Annotated in this window: 15 protein-coding genes; 13 read left to right on the top strand and 2 right to left on the bottom strand. The window is 74.2% G+C overall.

What is annotated here, in order from left to right; all coding sequences use genetic code 11:
• Nucleotides 1–210: 210 nt before the first annotated feature.
• From SMD11_RS24135 to SMD11_RS24125, 3 genes are all read left to right on the top strand, one after another.
• Nucleotides 211–810, top strand: a complete 600-nt coding sequence (locus tag SMD11_RS24135) for a DUF3043 domain-containing protein (protein ID WP_087928424.1) — start codon at nt 211–213, stop codon at nt 808–810.
• Between the two features lie 56 nt (nt 811–866).
• Nucleotides 867–1,610 (top strand): class I SAM-dependent methyltransferase, encoded by a 744-nt coding sequence (locus tag SMD11_RS24130; RefSeq protein WP_087930706.1) that lies wholly within the window; start codon nt 867–869, stop codon nt 1,608–1,610.
• A gap of 97 nt (nt 1,611–1,707) precedes the next feature.
• The gene (locus tag SMD11_RS24125) at nt 1,708–2,817 is read left to right on the top strand and encodes a S1C family serine protease (RefSeq protein ID WP_087928423.1); all 1,110 of its coding nucleotides are present in this window, start codon (nt 1,708–1,710) and stop codon (nt 2,815–2,817) included.
• Nucleotides 2,818–3,270: 453 nt separating this feature from the next.
• On the opposite strand, the gene SMD11_RS24120 is transcribed toward SMD11_RS24125, so the two are convergent.
• Nucleotides 3,271–3,480 (bottom strand): hypothetical protein, encoded by a 210-nt coding sequence (locus SMD11_RS24120; RefSeq protein WP_087928422.1) that lies wholly within the window; start codon nt 3,478–3,480, stop codon nt 3,271–3,273.
• 114 nt (nt 3,481–3,594) lie between these two features.
• Between SMD11_RS24120 and SMD11_RS24115 the strand changes: the two genes are divergently transcribed.
• From SMD11_RS24115 to SMD11_RS35530, 4 genes are all read left to right on the top strand, one after another.
• On the top strand, nt 3,595–4,794 hold the full coding sequence (locus SMD11_RS24115) for a bifunctional adenosylcobinamide kinase/adenosylcobinamide-phosphate guanylyltransferase (protein WP_199843940.1): 1,200 nt from the start codon (nt 3,595–3,597) through the stop codon (nt 4,792–4,794).
• A gap of 92 nt (nt 4,795–4,886) precedes the next feature.
• Nucleotides 4,887–5,933, top strand: coding sequence for a nicotinate-nucleotide--dimethylbenzimidazole phosphoribosyltransferase (locus SMD11_RS24110; protein WP_087928421.1), 1,047 nt, complete (start codon nt 4,887–4,889; stop codon nt 5,931–5,933).
• Nucleotides 5,934–5,991: 58 nt separating this feature from the next.
• Nucleotides 5,992–7,758, top strand: coding sequence for a phosphatidylglycerol lysyltransferase domain-containing protein (locus tag SMD11_RS24105; protein WP_087928420.1), 1,767 nt, complete (start codon nt 5,992–5,994; stop codon nt 7,756–7,758).
• Nucleotides 7,755–8,474, top strand: coding sequence for a hypothetical protein (locus tag SMD11_RS35530; protein WP_159395349.1), 720 nt, complete (start codon nt 7,755–7,757; stop codon nt 8,472–8,474). Before SMD11_RS24105 ends, SMD11_RS35530 begins: the two co-directional genes overlap by 4 nt.
• On the opposite strand, the gene SMD11_RS24095 is transcribed toward SMD11_RS35530, so the two are convergent.
• A complete protein-coding gene (locus tag SMD11_RS24095; protein WP_087928419.1) occupies nt 8,441–9,178 on the bottom strand; it encodes a hypothetical protein in 738 nt (245 codons plus the stop codon). The genes SMD11_RS35530 and SMD11_RS24095 overlap by 34 nt on opposite strands.
• Nucleotides 9,179–9,260: 82 nt before the next feature.
• Here SMD11_RS24095 and SMD11_RS24090 point away from each other — a divergent pair, with 82 nt between their 5' ends.
• From SMD11_RS24090 to SMD11_RS24065, 6 genes are all read left to right on the top strand, one after another.
• Nucleotides 9,261–10,058, top strand: a complete 798-nt coding sequence (locus SMD11_RS24090; RefSeq protein WP_087928418.1) for an adenosylcobinamide-GDP ribazoletransferase — start codon at nt 9,261–9,263, stop codon at nt 10,056–10,058.
• Nucleotides 10,059–10,219: 161 nt separating this feature from the next.
• Nucleotides 10,220–11,752: a leucyl aminopeptidase gene (locus tag SMD11_RS24085; RefSeq protein WP_087928417.1), complete on the top strand. Its 1,533-nt coding sequence runs from the start codon at nt 10,220–10,222 to the stop codon at nt 11,750–11,752.
• A 312-nt stretch (nt 11,753–12,064) separates the two neighbouring features.
• A complete protein-coding gene (gene lpdA / locus SMD11_RS24080; protein WP_199843939.1) occupies nt 12,065–13,453 on the top strand; it encodes a dihydrolipoyl dehydrogenase in 1,389 nt (462 codons plus the stop codon).
• 48 nt (nt 13,454–13,501) lie between these two features.
• Nucleotides 13,502–15,283 carry a 2-oxoglutarate dehydrogenase, E2 component, dihydrolipoamide succinyltransferase gene (sucB, locus tag SMD11_RS24075; RefSeq protein ID WP_087928415.1) on the top strand — a complete coding sequence of 594 codons (1,782 nt, stop codon included), beginning with the start codon at nt 13,502–13,504 and terminating at the stop codon, nt 15,281–15,283.
• A 170-nt stretch (nt 15,284–15,453) separates the two neighbouring features.
• Entirely contained in the window at nt 15,454–16,077 is a 624-nt protein-coding gene (locus SMD11_RS24070; protein WP_087928414.1) for a GntR family transcriptional regulator, read from the top strand.
• Nucleotides 16,078–16,410: 333 nt separating this feature from the next.
• Complete coding sequence (locus SMD11_RS24065; protein ID WP_087928413.1) at nt 16,411–17,376, top strand: helix-turn-helix transcriptional regulator; 966 nt, start codon at nt 16,411–16,413, stop codon at nt 17,374–17,376.
• Nucleotides 17,377–17,535 lie beyond the last annotated feature (159 nt).

Here is a 17,535-nt window from a genome sequence, read left to right as displayed (position 1 = left end):
GGGCCCGCTTCCATTACCGCACTGTTCGGGCTCCGATGCGCTCCTCCTCCAGGACGATCAGGAGGTCGCCGCCCTCCGGCGCAAGGAGTAGGAGGACCTCAGGGGGGCGGGTGCGCGGCGCCCCTTCCCGTAGGGGGAACGCGCCGCCGTTGCCGGATCGTTCCCTTGCCGCCGGTGTCCACCTGCCGTCACCCCGTACCCTTGGGTGTTGTGTTCCGAAGCCGTTCCACCTCCAAGGATGAGCAGGCCGCAGCCACCCAGGTGACCGCGGACCAGCCGAAGCAGCGCGACCCGCAGGCACCCAAGGGCCGCCCCACCCCCAAGCGCAGCGAGGCCAGCTCGCAGCGCCGCAGCCTGGCCGCCACGCCGGCCAACCGCAAGGAGGCCACGAAGCGCGCGCGGGAGGCCCGCCGCGCGGACCTGGCCAAGCAGCGCGAGGCCCTGGCCAATGGCGACGAGCGCTTCCTGCCCGCCCGTGACCGGGGCCCGCTCCGCCGCTTCGCGCGCGACTTCGTGGACGCGCGGTACTCGGTGGCGGAGTTCTTCCTCCCGCTCGCCGTCCTCATCCTCGTCCTGAGCATGATCAACCGCGGCGGTTTCCAGTCGTACGTGCTCCTGGTGTGGATGCTCGTGATCGTCCTGATCGTGATCAACTCCGTGATCACGGCCGTCACGCTGAAGCGCGCCCTGAAGAAGCGCTTCCCGGACGAGAACCTCCGCGGCGTGGTGCCGTACGCCCTGATGCGCACGCTCCAGATGCGCCGGCTGCGGCTGCCCAAGCCGAAGGTCAAGCGCGGGGAGAAGCCCTGACCGGTGCCGCCCTCGCGTCCGCCTTCGGCGGTGGCGCGGAGGGCTGGCTCCGGGGCCTGGGCGGCTTACGGAACGCGGTCCGGCAGGAGCTGGTCGCACGCCAGCTCGACGAACAGATAGCCGCCCGCTTCCCGGTGGGCCGCCGGCTGCGGGTCCTCGACGTCGGCCCCGGCCAGGGCACCCAGGCCCTGCGGCTGGCCCGGGCGGGCCATGAGGTGACGGGCCTGGAGTCCGACCCCCGGATGGTGGCCGCCCTGCGCGAGGCGCTGGCGGCGGAGCCCGAGGGCATCCAGGAGCGGGTGCGGGTGGTCGGGGGCGACGGCCGGGACGCGGGCGCGCACTTCCTCCCCGGCTCCTTCGACGTCGTCCTGTGCCACGGCGTGCTGATGTACGTGACGGAGCCGGACCCGATGCTCGCCGGGCTGGCCCGGGTGCTCGCGCCCGGCGGCCTCCTCTCCCTGCTCGTCCGGAACGCCGACGCCCTGGCCATGCGGCCGGGGCTGGCCGGGGACTGGGGCACGGCCCTCGCGGCCTTCGACTCGCCCGCCTACGTCAACCGCCTCGGCCTGGAGGTCCGCGCGGACCGCCGGGAGACGCTGACGGCGACGCTCGCGGGCATCGGCGCCCCGCTGCACGCCTGGTACGGCGTGCGGGTCTTCACGGACCAGGCGGCCGACGGCCGGGAGCCCCCGGCGGGCGAGGCCCTGGAGCACCTGCTCGCCGCCGAGTACCGGGCGGGCCGCACCGACCCCTACCGCGCGGTCGCGGCGCTGCTGCACCTGTGCGGCGTGCGGGGCTGAACCGCCGCGCCGGGGCGGGGGCCGCGCCCCCGCCCGTACGGCGGCACCCGGCGCCTCCGGCCAGGACAGCGGACCGGGCGGACGTGATACTCCGAACATGGACGTCTCACCCGCCCGGACCCTCCCACGCCGGCTCCTGACCCCCGTGGCCACCGCCGTCTGCGCGGCGGCGGTGCTGGGCGGATGCTCCGGCTTCCCCGGCTCGTCCCCCTCCTCCGGCGAGCGGGCGACGTCCGCCTCACCGGCCCCCGCCGCCAGCGCCCCGCCCTCGGGGCGCGGCCCGGCCGGGGACCTCCAGTCCGCGTACCAGCGGGTCGTCAAGGACGTCCTGCCGTCCGTCGTCCAGATCACCGCCGGGGACAGCCTGGGCTCCGGGGTCGTCTACGACGCCAAGGGCCACGTCGTCACCAACGCGCACGTCGTCGGGGGCGCCAAGACCTTCAAGGTCACCCTGGCCACGGGCGGCGGCACGGTCGGCGCCCGGCTGGTCGCCAGCTACCCCGAGCAGGACCTCGCGGTCGTCGTGCTCGACCAGGTCCCGCAGAACCTCAAGCCCGCCACCCTCGGCGACTCCGCCAAGGTGGAGGTCGGGCAGATCGTGCTGGCCATGGGCAATCCGCTCGGCCTGTCCAGCAGCGTCACGCAGGGCATCGTCTCGGCCGTCGGCCGCACGGTCAGCGAGGGCCGGGCGGGTGGCGGTACGGGCGCGACCATCGGCAACATGGTGCAGACGTCGGCGGCCATCAACCCCGGCAACAGCGGCGGGGCGCTGGTCGACCTGTCCGGCCGGGTCATCGGCATCCCGACGCTGGCCGCCGTCGACCCCGAGCTCGGCCAGGGCGCCGCGCCCGGCATCGGCTTCGCGATCCCGGCCGCCACGGTCCGCAGGCTCTCCGACCAGATCATCAAGAGCGGCAAGGTCACCGACTCCGGACGGGCGGCGATCGGCATCACCGGGCGGACGATCGTCGGCTCCGACTTCGCCCCGGCCGGCGTCGCGATCGTCGCCGTGGGACGCGGCGGGGCGGCCGAGAAGGCCGGGCTCCGGCCCGGCGACATCCTCATCCGGCTGAACGGCACGGACCTCACGACCATGCAGTCGCTCACCGAGGCCCTGGCGTCCCTCAAGCCCGGCGACCGGGCCGAGGTGGCCTACGACCGGGAGGGCACGGTGCGGACGGTGACGATCACGCTGGGCACGCTGTGAGGCGGGGTCGCTCGCGCGGGCTGCCCCTGTCCACCGGCCGTGTGACGGCCACGGTGCGCGGCGGGGCGCTCGCGCGCGGGCTCCCCTGGGCAGGGCCTCCGCCGGGGCGGGCCCCACGTGTGCCGGGCGGCCGCGCAGCCGGACAGCCACGTCACCGGACGGCCCCGGACCGCCGCCCTCTGTGAGGCGCGGCGGGCCCACCGGGCCGGGCGCCCCTCGCAGCCGGACGCCCTGCGGACCGCGGCCCCGCGAGGCCGAAGCCGATCCGGGCGGGCCACCCGGTGGGGCCGCCGACCCCACGAAGTGCCACCCGGCCGGGAGCCTTCGGGCCCGGCACCGCAAGGCCGCCGCGAAGCACCGCGCCGCGGCGGAGCCGGAAGCCCCGGCGCGGGCGGAGCGCCCGCCACCGGCTCCGGCCGGCAGGCCGCGTGAGGACGCGGCCTGCCCCCGTCCTCACGCCTCGGCGGCGGCGCGCAGGCTCATCACATAGATCTCGGTGTCGTCCTCGAAGAGGGTCACCCGCTCCGCGCCACCGTCCAGCAGCTCCTTCCAGACCTCACCGATCCAGGACTCCGCGTCCCCCTGCGTGGTGAACTCCTCCGGCTCCACCGCGGGCGACGTCTCCGTCCCGTCGGCCTTCTCGAACCGCCATGCCCACACCATGTCCGCCTCCTGACGTCCGGTCACGTGCCGTGCAGCGCAGCCTAACGGTCCGGGGCGGACGAGAAAGGGTGATCCCGACGCGCCCGCGCCCCGCGGACGCGAGACGATCAGGGCGTGGAAATCACTCTCCTCGGCACCGGAGCCCCCGAAGGGCTGCCGCGCCCCGACTGCCCCTGCGCGTCCTGCGCCACCGCCGCCGGTGACGAGGCGCGGGCCGCGACCGCGCTGCTCGTCGACGGCGCGGTGCTCCTCGACCTCACCCCGGGGCCCGCGTTCGCGGCCGCCCGCGCCGGGCGGTCGATCGCCGGTGTGCGCCAGGTGCTGCTCTCGCACCCGCACGACGGGCCCGCCGTCGAGTTCCCGGCCGGGCTGCCGGCGCCGGTGCGGGTGCCCGACGGGCGCGAGCTGTCGGTGATCAGCGGGCACCGGGTGCGGGCGGTGGCCCTGGACGCGCCGGGCACCGGCTACGAGGTGACGGGGCCCGACGGGGAACGGCTGCTGTACCTGCCGCCGGGCACGGCACCGGCCGGGCTGGCCGGGCCGGGCTCCGGCCCGTACGACATGGTCCTGCTCGACGTGCTGGGCCGCCCGGACTCGCTGGCCCGGCTGCGCGGCGCGGGCGCGGTCACCGCGACGACCGACGTGCTCGGCGTGCACGTCGACCACGACGTGCCGCCCGGCCCGGAGCTGCACCGGCGGCTGGCGGCGGCCGGGGCGCGGGCCGTGCCGGACGGCACGACGCTGGTCGTCGGGGACTACCACGCGGTGCCGGACCTGCCACGGCGCACGCTGGTGCTGGGCGGCGCCCGCTCGGGCAAGTCCGTGGAGGCCGAGCGGCGGCTGGAGTCCTTCCCCGACGTGCTGTACGTCGCGACCGGCGGCACCCGCGAGGGGGACGCGGACTGGGCCGCGCGGGTCGCCCTGCACCGCGACCGGCGGCCGGGCTCCTGGCGCACGGCCGAGACCTGCGACCTGGTCCCCCTGCTCACGGCGGACGGCCCGCCGCTGCTGATCGACTGCCTCGCGCTGTGGCTGACGGACGCGATGGACTCCGTCGGGGCGTGGGAGGACGCCAGGTGGGACGACGGCGGCAAGGAGGCGCTCGCCGCGCGGGTGGCGGAGCTGGTGGCGGCGGTCCGCGCCACCCGCCGCACGCTCGTCGCGGTCAGCAACGAGGTCGGCTCGGGCGTCGTCCCGGCCACGGCCTCGGGCCGCCGCTTCCGGGACGAGCTCGGCCGGCTGAACGTGATGCTGGGCGCGCAGTGCGAGCAGGTGGTCCTGGTGGTGGCGGGCCAGGCGCTGCCCCTCCGCTGACCGCGGGGCCCCGCCGGCGGACGCCGGACCCGGCCGCCGCCCCGGTCCGGCGACATCGTGTGCCGTCACCGTCTACGGGTAGTGTTCGACGGATGAGCGGTCTGAATCTTGATGACTTCGCGACACTGATCGAGCGCCCCGACCCCGGCACCCGGCGGGACGCCGAAGCGCGGCGGGAGCGGCTCGTGCCCCGCCCCGGCGCCCTGGGCCGGCTGGACGAGCTGGGCGAGTGGCTGGCGGCCGCTCAGGGGGCGGTGCCGGTCAAGCCCGTGGAGCGGGTCACCGCCCTGCTGTTCGCGGGCGACCACGGTGTCGCGCGGCTCGGCGTGTCGGGCGGGCCCGAGGCCGGTGCCGTGGCGCTCGTACGGGCCGCGCTCGACGGGGAGAGCGCCGGCGCGGTGCTGGCCCGGCGGGCCGGGGCGCGGCTGCGCGTCGTCGACATGTCCGTGGACTGCGACGCGGCCGAGCTGCCCGAGGAGGTCACCCGGTACCGGGTGCGCCGCGGCTCGGGCCGGATCGACGTCGAGGACGCCCTGACCGCCGAGGAGGCGGAGGCCGCGTTCCGCGCGGGCATGGCGATCGCCGACGAGGAGGCGGACGCCGGTACGGACCTCGTCGTCCTCGGCGACCTCAGCGTGGGCGGCACCACCGTCGCCGGCACCCTGATCGGCGCGCTGTGCGGCACCGACGCCTCCGTGGTCACCGGCCGCGGCGGCGCGGGCATCGACGACCTGGCGTGGATGCGCAAGTGCGCGGCGATCCGGGACGCCCTGCGCCGCGCCCGGCCGGTCCTCGGCGACCAGCTCCAGCTGCTGGCGGCGACCGGCGGCGCGGACTTCGCGGCGACGACGGGCTTCCTGCTCCAGAGCGCGGTGCGCCGCACCCCCGTGGTGCTCGACGGGGTGGTCTCCGCGGCCTGCGCCCTGGTGGGTCAGCGGGTGGCGTTCCGGGCGCCCGACTGGTGGCTGGCCGGCCAGGCCAGCGGCGACCCGGCGCAGGCGAAGGCGCTGGACCGGATGGCGCTCAACCCTTTGCTCGATCATGGCGTCACAGTGGGCGAGGGGACAGGGGCGCTGCTCGCTCTGCCGTTGGTGCAGGCGGCCGCGGCCCTGGCGGCGGAACTCCCCGAGCGCGCCTGACATCCCACGTCGAGCAGCCGGGCCCCGTCGCAGACAGTGCCCCATATGCTCACTTTTCATGGGAGAAGTCCGCTTGACTCCGGATGAAGGCGCGCGGGGCGGCCCCCGGCCGCAGCGCGCCGCAGCTTTCGCCGTGTGGTACCTCCGCGTCGTCACGTTCGTCAATCTGCTGAGCGCGGTCTGGGTGTCGTTCGGCGCGGACATCCGGCGGCACAACGCGGACGAGTTCTTCACCCCCTACCTGCTGACGGCCGGCTTCGCGTCGGCGCTGTGGTCGCTGGTCATGGCGGTCACCCTGCGCCGGCGCAAGCGCGCCTCGTGGATCCTCAACCTGGTGCTGTCCGGGCTGCTCCTGCTGGTCATGGCGTTCGCCATGTTCTTCCGGGAGTTCAACCGGCACGCGCTGAACTGGTTCTCGCTGGTCGCGACGGCCCTCTTCGTACTGGCGCTGCTGGTGGGCCGCCGGGAGTTCTACGCCAAGGGCGACCGCTCCAACCCGCGGCTCGCCGCGCTGGTCGCGGCCGTCGGCCTGCTGCTGACCTCGCTGACCGCCGCCCTGCTGGTGACCGTCGCCAACGAGGCCCACGACGCGTACCGCTCGACGTTCCTGGACCGCTGGAGCTACGGCTTCATGCGCCTGGTGTCGCTGGCCGCCGACGACGGCCGCTACCCCGGCATCGCCACACCCGGCTGGGTCGACGTCTTCATCAACGTGATGAGCATGTTCCTGCTGCTCGTCGTGGTCTACGCGGCCTTCCGCGCCCGGCGCGCCACCGACCCGCTCACCGCGGAGGACGAGGAGCGGCTGCGGGCCCTGCTGGACCGGCACGGCGACCGCGACTCGCTGGGCTACTTCGCGCTGCGGCGCGAGAAGAGCGTCATCTGGTCCCCGTCCGGCAAGGCCGCCGTCACCTACCGCGTCGTCGGCGGGGTCTCGCTGGCCTCCGGCGACCCGATCGGCGACCCCGAGGCCTGGCCCGGCGCCATCGAGCCCTGGCTGGCCGAGGCCCGTGAGCACGGCTGGATCCCGGCCGTGATGGGCGCGGGCGAGGAGGCCGGCACCATCTACGCCCGGCACGGCCTGGACGCCCTGGAGATCGGCGACGAGGCCATCGTGGACACCGCCGAGTTCACCCTGGAGGGCCGCGCGATGCGCACCGTCCGCCAGGCGTTCAACAGGGTGAAGCGGGCCGGCTACACCGTGCGGATCCGGCGCCACGAGGACATCCCCGAGGAGGAGATGGCCGAGCTGCTGCGCCGCGCGGACGACTGGCGCGACGGCGCGACCGAGCGCGGCTTCTCCATGGCGCTCGGCCGGCTCGGCGACCCGGGCGACGGGCGCTGCGTGATGCTGGAGTGCCACGACGGCAAGGGCGAGCTGCGGGCCCTGCTGAGCTTCGTGCCGTGGGGCCCCAAGGGCCTGTCGCTGGACCTGATGCGGCGCGACCGGGACTCCGAGAACGGCCTCATGGAGTTCATGGTCATCGAGCTGCTCCAGCAGGCCAGGGGGCTGGGCATCACCCAGGTGTCGCTGAACTTCGCGATGTTCCGGTCCGTCTTCGAGCGCGGCTCCAAGCTCGGCGCGGGCCCGGTGCTGCGGATGTGGCGGTCGCTGCTCAGCTTCTTCTCCCGCTGGTGGCAGATCGAGTCGCTGTACCGAGCAAATGCGAAGTACCGCCCCATCTGGGAACCTCGTTTCATGCTGTTCGAGAAGAGCAGTGACCTGCTGCGGATCGGCGTCGCGAGCGCGCGGGCCGAAGGGTTCCTCGAAGCCCCCGGGCTGCCCAAATGGCTCAACCGCAAGCATCTGGAGAGCCCGCGATGAACCGCGCGGCGCTGCGTCGCGCCGCGCGCACCGAGTGGGGCCCGCTGGCCGGGACCGTACGCCTGGCACTCGTGACCAAGGGGCTGCGGGCGATCCCGATGACGCTGGCGGCGGTGGCCCTGACCGCCACGTTCCAGATCGTCCAGAACCAGCCCTGGGGCTTCGAGCCGGTGCAGACGCTCGGCTCGGTGCAGGCGCGCCTGCCCTGGTGGCAGGCGCTGCTGCGGACCCCGCTGTCGCTGTTCGTGCCGGCCCTGGACCTCCCGGTGTGGGGCGCGCTGGCGCAGGTCCTGCTGGTCTTCGGGATCGCCGAGATCTGCCTGGGCAAGTGGCGCACGCTTGCCATCGCCTACGCCGCCACCCTCGCCGGGACGATGTACGCGCGGCTGGCCGTGCACCTCGGGCCGGACTCCGTGTTCGGCCTGCCGCCCGAGGCCGCCAAGGTCGTCGACACCGGCCCGTCGGCGGCCGTCGTGGGGCTCGCGGTGTACGTCTCCTGGCGCTACCGCGCCTGGTTCACCTGCGGGGTCGTGGTCGCCGCCATGGTGGCCGAGGTGCTCGTCAAGCCCAATCTGGCGGGCAAGGAGCACATCGCGGCGGTCGCGGCGGTGCTGGTCCTCTGCGCCGCCGACGAGTTCCGCAGGCGGCGCAAGCCCCGGGAGGACGTCTTCCGCTCCGGCCGTCAGCGGTCGGGAGCGCCCGCCAGCAGATCGTGAACGCGGTTGCGGATGTGCTCCCAGCGGGCGTCGTGCCGGTAGGCGCGCACCCGCGCCCGGCGGCGGGCCCGCGGACGGTGGCGGTAGAACCGCCGCGCCCACGGCGACCCGGGCCGGGCCAGCCGCACCGCGCCGACGATCGCCACGAACGGCACCACACAGCCGATGACCGCGAGCCGCGGCTTGCCCTTGGCCAGGGCGAACAGCGCGATCAGGAAGTTGATCAGTACGTTGACGACCACGACGCCGCGGTCGTGCAGCTCCTCCGGGGTCAGCTCGTTCACCCCGAACGGCAGGAACCCGGCCAGTATCAGCGTCACCAGCGCGGCCGTCAGCACCACGATCTCGACGCTCTTGCGGCCCTGCTCGGTCCAGTAGACGTCGTCCAGGTGCAGCACGAGCGCGAACTCGTCCAGCACCAGCCCGGCGCCGGTGCCGAACACCACGGCCGCCAGCGCCGCACCGAAGCCGTGCCGGCCTGACGTCACCGCGGCGAAGCCGCCGATCACCATCAGCACGATGCCGGGCACCACATGGTGGACGTGCAGACCACCGGGGCTGATGTTGCGGAAGGGGCCCTTCCCCGCCCGGATCAGCCGGGTGATCACCCGGGTCACCAGGAACGTCAGGACGAACGCGGCCAGCGCCAGCAGCAGGGGCAGCTTCCCCGGCTCGACGATGTTGCGATGCAGCCACTGGCCCATGTGCCCACCCGTTCGTTGTGCCCTCTCACACCGCTCTCACCTGCAACCTACTGTCCTGACCCGGCGGGATAGGGTGCCCGCGATGACCGACACGACAGCGTCCCGGCCCACCCTGGGCGACGCCTTCCGCTTCGCCTTCGGCACGCTGACCGTGCTGCCCGTGCGCCTCACCCGCTGGGACCGGGCGGCCGCCCGGGGCGGCATGCTCGCGGCGCCCCTCGCGGGGCTGGTCGTGGGCGGCTGCGCGGCCGCGGCGGGAGCGGTACTGCTCCTGCTGGGCTCGAGCCCGCTGCTCGCCGCCGTGGCCTCCGTGGCGGCCCCCGCGGTCCTCACCCGCGCCCTCCACCTGGACGGCCTCGCGGACGTCGCCGACGGGCTGGGCAGCGGGAAGCCCGCCGAGGACGCCCTGCGGATCATGAAGCGGTCGGACATCGGCCCGTTCGGCGTCGTCACCCTGCTGCTGGTCCTGCTCGGCCAGGTCGCGGCACTCGCCGGGGCGTACGCGGACGGCGCGGCGCGCGGCGCCGTCGCCGTGGCCGTGGCGGCGCTCGCCGCCCGCTGCTCCCTGACGCTGGCCTCCCGGGCCGGGGTGCCGGCGGCCCGGCCCGAGGGCCTGGGCGCGGCCGTCGCCGGGGTGCTTCCCGCGTGGTCCGCGCTGCTGGTGGCCGCCCTGGCCACGGCCGCCGCCGCGGCCCTCGGGGCCACCACGGGCCCGTACGGCGCGGTGCGCGCGGCCCTCGCGGTGCCGCTCGCCCTGGCCGCCGGCGAGCTGCTGCTGCGGCACTGCGTGCGGCGCTTCGGCGGGGTCACCGGGGACGTCTTCGGCGCCCTGGCGGAGACCTCGGCCACCGCCGCGCTCGTCGTGCTCGCTCTCGGCTGAGCGGCCGGAGCGCGACCGGAACACGAATCGCCCGGTCGCGGGCGCTACGTTGGGGGCCGACCCGAGCCCGGGGGGCCGTGACACCGCGGCATACGATGCCCAGGGTGCGGCCGGCCCACCCATCGGCCGAGGAACTCAACGGAAGTAGGGACCCCACCACCGTGACTGCTCTGACTCTCAGCACTTCCAGCGCGGCGACGCTCCGCGCGGACGCCATCGTCATCGGTGTGGCCAAGGGCCCGAAGGGTCCTGTCGTCGCACCGGGCGCCGAAGCCGTGGACAAGGCGTTCGACGGCAAGCTGGCCGCCGTCCTGGAGACCCTCGGCGCCACCGGCGGCGAGGGCGAGACGACCAAGCTCCCCGCCCCGTCCGGGCTCAAGGCCCCGGTCGTGCTGGCGGTCGGGCTCGGCGACACCCCGGCCAAGGACGAGGACTTCGACGCGGAGGCGCTGCGCCGCGCCGCGGGCAGCGCGGCCCGCGCGCTGACGGGCAGCAAGAAGGCCGGCTTCGCGCTGCCGGTCGCGGACGCCGAGTCCGCCGCGGCCGTGGCGGAGGGCGCGCTGCTCGGCGCGTACACCTACGTCGCCGCCGGCGCGGGCGGCAAGGCCGCCGCCAAGAAGGACGCCGACCGCGCCACCCCGCTCGCCGAGGTCGCGCTGCTGGGCGCCAAGCCCCGCGACAAGGCGGTCAAGGCCGTGGCCGAGCGCGCGAGCGTGCTGGCCGAGGAGATGAACCGCGCGCGCGACCTGATCAACATGCCGCCGAACGACCTCACCCCGAAGACCTTCACGGCCGCGGCCCAGGCCGCCGCCAAGGAGCACGGTCTCAAGGTCGAGGTGCTGGACGAGAAGGCGCTGCTCAAGGGCGGCTTCGGCGGCATCCTGGGCGTCGGCCAGGGCTCGGCCAACCCGCCGCGCCTGGTGCGCATCGGCTACACCCACCCCAAGGCGGAGAAGACCCTCGCCTTCGTCGGCAAGGGCATCACCTACGACTCGGGCGGCATCTCGCTCAAGCCGGCCGGCCACAACGAGACCATGAAGTGCGACATGGCCGGCGCCGCCGCCGTGTTCGGCGCGGTCGTGGCCGCCGCCCGCCTGGGCCTGCGCGTCAACGTCACCGGCTGGCTGGCGCTCGCCGAGAACATGCCCTCGGGCACCGCGACCCGCCCGGGCGACGTGCTGCGGATGTACGGCGGCAAGACCGTCGAGGTCCTCAACACCGACGCCGAGGGCCGCCTGGTCCTGGCCGACGCCATCGTCCGCGCCTCGGAGGAGAACCCCGACGCGATCGTGGACGTCGCCACCCTCACGGGTGCCATGGTCATCGCGCTCGGCAACCGCACGTTCGGTGTACTCGGCAACGACGACGCGTTCCGCACCTCGCTGTACGAGATCGCGGAGGAGGTCGGCGAGCAGGCGTGGCCGATGCCGATCCCGAACGAGCTGCGCAAGAGCATGGACTCCCCGGTCGCCGACTTCGCCAACATCGGCGAGCGGATGGGCAGCGCCCTGCTGGCCGGTCTGTTCCTGCGCGAGTTCGTGGGCGAGGGCATCACCTGGGCGCACCTGGACATCGCGGGCCCGGCCTTCCACGAGAGCGCGCCCTACGGCTACACCCCGAAGGGCGGTACGGGCTCCGCGGTCCGCACGCTCCTCCGGCTGGCCGAGCGCACCGCCGACGGCGACCTGGGCTGAGCCCCGCCGCGTACGGACCCCGGGGTCCGTACGTTTTGGGGTGACCCCGGGTGTTTCGCCCGGGGTCACCTCGCGGACGTTCGCCCTTAACGAAATCGAGCGCGTCCTACGCGTGAGTAACCCCTGAAGGTGACGCATCAGTCGCCTCACAGCCCGGCCCGGCGTCCCGTCGTCCGTCAACAAGTGCGAAGATGTTGTCTCGGCAGGACAGGGCCCCACTGACCCAGGGCCGAAGTAACAGCGGCCGAACAACAGCCGCCGCCCGGTCGCCCGCGACCGGCTCCGGCGTATTCCATGCATGGAGGACGTGACGTGGCGAACGACGCCAGCACCGTTTTCGACCTAGTGATCCTCGGAGGCGGTAGCGGCGGTTACGCCGCTGCCCTGCGCGGAGCGCAGCTGGGTCTGGACGTCGCTCTGATCGAGAAGAACAAGCTCGGGGGCACCTGCCTGCACAACGGCTGCATCCCCACCAAGGCGCTGCTGCACGCCGGTGAGATCGCCGACCAGGCTCGCGAGGCCGCGCAGTTCGGTGTCAAGGCCACCTTCGAGGGCATCGACATCGCGGGCGTCCACAAGTACAAGGACGACGTGATCGCCGGCCTGTACAAGGGCCTCCAGGGCCTGGTCGCCTCCCGCAAGGTGACCTACATCGAGGGCGAGGGCCGGCTGTCCTCCCCGACCTCCGTGGACGTGAACGGCCAGCGCGTCCAGGGCCGCCACGTCCTGCTGGCGACCGGCTCCGTGCCGAAGTCGCTGCCGGGCCTGGAGATCGACGGCAACCGCATCATCTCCTCGGACCACGCGCTGACGCTCGACCGCGTCCCGAAGTCCGCGATCGTGCTGGGCGGCGGCGTCATCGGCGTCGAGTTCGCCTCCGCCTGGAAGTCCTTCGGGACCGACGTCACCATCGTCGAGGGCCTCAAGCACCTCGTCCCCGTCGAGGACGAGAACAGCTCCAAGCTGCTGGAGCGCGCCTTCCGCAAGCGTGGCATCAAGTTCAACCTCGGCACCTTCTTCCAGAAGGCGGAGTACACCACCGACGGCGTCAAGGTCACCCTGGCCGACGGCAAGGAGTTCGAGGCCGAGATCCTGCTCGTCGCCATCGGCCGCGGCCCGGTCTCCCAGGGCCTGGGCTACGAGGAGCAGGGCGTCGCGATGGACCGCGGCTACGTCCTGGTCGACGAGTACATGCAGACCAACGTGCCGACGATCTCGGCCGTCGGTGACCTCGTCCCGACGCTCCAGCTCGCGCACGTCGGCTTCGCCGAGGGCATCCTGGTGGCGGAGCGACTGGCCGGCCTCAAGCCCGTGCCGATCGACTACGACGGCGTGCCCCGGGTGACGTACTGCCACCCCGAGGTCGCCTCCGTGGGCATCTCCGAGGCCAAGGCCAAGGAGATCTACGGCGCGGACAAGGTCGTCGCCCTGAAGTACAACCTCGCGGGCAACGGCAAGAGCAAGATCCTCAAGACCGCGGGCGAGATCAAGCTCGTCCAGGTCAAGGACGGTGCCGTCGTCGGCGTCCACATGGTCGGTGACCGTATGGGTGAGCAGGTCGGCGAAGCCCAGCTGGTCTACAACTGGGAGGCGCTGCCGGCCGAGGTCGCGCAGCTCATCCACGCGCACCCCACGCAGAACGAGGCTCTCGGCGAGGCCCACCTGGCCCTGGCCGGCAAGCCGCTGCACGCGCACGACTAGTCCCGAGCGCACCACCATCCGCACTACTCGTAAGGAGCAACCGCAACCATGGCGGTTTCCGTAACACTGCCGGCGCTCGGCGAGAGCGTGTCCGAGGGCACCGTCACCCGTTGGCTGAAGGCCGAGGGTGAGCGTGTCGAGGCCGACGAGCCGCTGCTCGAGGTCTCCACCGACAAGGTCGACACCGAGATCCCGGCCCCCGCGTCCGGCATCCTGGCCTCCATCAAGGTCGCCGAGGACGAGACGGTCGAGGTCGGCGCCGAGCTGGCCATCATCGACGACGGCTCCGGCGCCCCGGCCGAGGCCGCTGCCCCGGCCGCCGCCGAGGCCCCCGCGGCTCCGGCCGAGGCCCCCGTGGCCGAGGCTCCGGTCGCCGAGGCCCCCGCCGCTCCCGCCCCCGCCGCCGAGGCGCCCGCCGCCCCGGCCGGTGAGGCCTCCGGCACCGACGTCGTGCTGCCCGCGCTGGGCGAGTCGGTCACCGAGGGCACCGTGACCCGCTGGCTCAAGGAGGTCGGCGAGTCCGTCGAGGCCGACGAGCCGCTGCTCGAGGTCTCCACCGACAAGGTCGACACCGAGATCCCGGCCCCGGTCTCCGGTGTGCTGCTGGAGATCGTGGTCGGCGAGGACGAGACGGCCGAGGTCGGCGCCAAGCTCGCCGTCATCGGTGCCGCCGGTGCCGCTCCGGCCCCGGCCGCCCCGGCCGAGGCTCCGGCTCCGGCCGCCGCCCCGGCGCCCGCCGCCGCCCCGGTCACCCCGGCTCCGGCCGCTCCGGCCCCGGCTGCCGCTCCGGCCGCTCCGGCCCCGGTCGCCACCCCGGCTCCGGCTCCCGCCGCCCCGGCCCCGGCCCCGGCCCCGGTCGCCGCTCCGGCTCCGGCCGCTCCGGCCGTCGCCGCCGCGAACGACGGCGCGTACGTCACGCCGCTGGTGCGCAAGCTCGCCGCCGAGAACGCCGTGAACCTGGCGACCGTCCAGGGCACCGGTGTGGGTGGCCGTATCCGCAAGCAGGACGTCATCGCCGCCGCCGAGGCCGCCAAGCAGGTCGCGCCGGCCCCGGCCGCCGCGCCCGCCGCCGCTGCCCCGAAGGCCGCCGCCGTCGAGACGTCGCCGCTGCGCGGCCAGACGGTCAAGATGACCCGCATGCGCAAGGTCATCGGCGAGAACATGATGAAGGCCCTGCACGGCCAGGCGCAGCTGACCTCCGTGGTCGAGGTGGACATCACCAAGATCATGCGGATGCGCAACAAGGCCAAGGACGCCTTCGCCGCCCGTGAGGGCGTCAAGCTGTCCCCGATGCCGTTCTTCGTCAAGGCCGCCGTCCAGGCGCTGAAGGCCCACCCGGTCGTCAACGCCCGGATCAACGACGACGAGGGCACCATCACGTACCACGACGTCGAGAACGTCGGTATCGCGGTGGACGCCGAGAAGGGCCTGATGACCCCGGTCATCAAGGGCGCGGGCGACCTCAACATCGCGGGCATCGCCAAGAAGACGGCGGAGCTGGCCGGCAAGGTCCGCACCAACAAGATCAGCCCGGACGACATGTCGGGCGCGACCTTCACGATCAGCAACACCGGCTCGCGCGGTGCGCTGTTCGACACGGTCATCGTGCCCCCGAACCAGGTCGGCATCCTGGGCATCGGTGCCACCGTCAAGCGCCCGGTGGTCATCAACCACCCGGAGCTGGGCGAGACCATCGCCATCCGCGACATGACCTACCTGGCCCTGTCGTACGACCACCGTCTGGTGGACGGCGCCGACGCCGCCCGTTACCTGACGACGGTCAAGCAGCTCCTGGAGGCCGCCGAGTTCGAGGCCGAGATCGGTCTCTGAGCCCCGGCTCCCCCTTGAGCGGCACGCCGTGAAGGGCGCGGCCCCGGTCCCGTATCCGTACGGGCCGGGGCCGCGCCCTTTCGCGTGCCCCGCGCCGGTACCACCACCGTGGCGGCGGGACGGCCGGGGAATAATGACCTCCGATCCCCGCTGCCCGCTAAGGAGCACCCATGGCCGCACCCGTCGTGCACTCGCTGCGCGAACAGATCCGCGAGCACATCCTGGAGGGGATCGTGGGCGGACGCTGGCAGCCGGGCGAGCGCATCGTCGAGCGGCGGATCGCCGCCGAGCTGGCCGTCAGCCAGACACCGGTCCGGGAGGCGCTGCGCGAGCTGGAGTCGCTGCGGCTGATCGAGTCGGCGCCCAACAAGGGCGTCCGGGTCCGTGAGCTCAGCGCCACCGACCTCAAGGAGAGCTACCCCGTACGGGCGGGCCTGGAGCAGGTGGCCGCCGAGCTGGCCGCGGACGCCCTGGCCGAGGACGCCTCGATGCTGGAGCCGGAGGTGTCCGCGCTCTACGGGGCGGACCGGGCCGGCGACGGCGAGGCGCAGGTGCGGCACACGGTCGCCTTCCACCGGGAGATCGTCAAGGCCGCGGGCAACTCCGTCCTGCTGCACACCTGGGAGTCGCTGGGCATCGAGGTGTGGACGACGCTGTCGATCCGCTGGCTCAGCCCGGAACCGCGCGCCCACGCGGACGACCACGCGGCGATCGTCGCGGCCTTCCGGCGGCGCGATCCGCACATCGGCGAGCTGCTGAAGACCCATGTGCTGAGCTGCGCACCGCAGGTCTGAGGGGGCCCGGCCGGGGGTGTGGCCGGGATGTGACCGGGCGGCGACCCGGCCGATATTGATCGATCATCGATCAGGGGCGTATGGTCTCTCCCGAGCCGTTCCCGCACGCCCTGTCCTGTGATGTGGCGCGGCTCTGAGGATGACAACAGGAATCCGTGCGTCTTCCATGCCCTGGCTCGGCGCACGGGTCCTGTCGTCTCCGGACCCGACGCTCCCGGGCCGGTCAATCCGGGGCCGTCGGCATCGCGGGCCGCCCTGTTCCGGGCACGGCCCGCGCTCTCCCCTGCCCGCACGCGGCACCGGACCCCCCTCCGCGGTGGGCATGATGGACCCATGCGCGCAGCCCGGCTGATCACATTGGTGCTGTTGCTCCAGTCGCGTTCCTCGATGACGGGGTCCGAACTGGCGCGGCAGCTGGAAGTCTCCGAGCGCACGATCGCCCGGGACGTCCTCGCCCTCTCCGAGGCGGGCATCCCCGTCTACGCCGACCGCGGCCGCTCCGGCGGCTACCGTCTCGTCGGCGGCTACCGCACCCGGCTCACCGGCCTCGGCCGCACCGAGGCGGAGGCCCTCTTCCTCTCCGGCGTGCCCACCGCCCTGCGCGAGATGGGCCTGGCCGACGCCGCCTCGGCCGCCCGGCTCAAGGTCTCCGCCGCCCTCCTGCCCGAGCTGGGCGACGCCTCCGCGAGCGCCGCGCAGCGCTTCCACCTGGACGCGCCCGGCTGGTGGCAGCCCGCCGACCCGCCCGAGCTGCTGCCGGCCGTCGCCGACGCCGTCTGGGACGACCGCCGGCTCACGGCCCGCTACTCCCGCCGGGACACCGAGGTGGAGCGCGACCTGGAGCCGTACGGCCTGGTCCTGAAGGGGGGCGTCTGGTACCTCGCGGCCCGCGCGGACGGCGACTTCCGGGTCTACCGGGTGGACCGCTTCACGGCGGTGAGCGTACGGGCGGACCGTTTCCCCCGCGCGGAGGAGTTCGACCTGCCGGCCTTCTGGGAACAGCGCGCCGCGGAGTTCGCCCGCTCCATCCTCCGGGAGCGCACGGTCCTGCGCCTGACCCCGGCGGGCGCCCACCGGCTGCCCCACGTCACCGACCGCACGGCGGCCCGGGAGGCCCTGGAAGCCGCGGACCCGCCGGACGCGCGGGGGTGGATCACCGTCGCCCTGCCGGTGGAGACGCTGGAGGTGGCCTACGCCCAGCTGCTCGCCCTGGGCCCGGAGGCGGAGGTCCTGGAACCCCCGGAACTCCGGGCCCGCTTCGCGGAGGCGGCGACGCGGGGGGTGGAGCTGTACGGGTGAGGGGTGGCGGGGGTGGGGGCGGGGGTGCCGCTGCGCGGGGCCTTTCCCCAGTCCCGCCCCTTCCCGATACCGGGGCTCCGCCCCGGACCCCGGTCCTCAATCGCCGGACGGGCTGATTTCAGCCCGTCCGGCGATTGAGGACATCCGGGAAGGGGCGGG

This window comes from Streptomyces albireticuli (assembly GCF_002192455.1).
Taxonomy (GTDB): domain Bacteria; phylum Actinomycetota; class Actinomycetes; order Streptomycetales; family Streptomycetaceae; genus Streptomyces; species Streptomyces albireticuli_B.
This window is presented reverse-complemented; position numbering and strand designations above follow the sequence as displayed.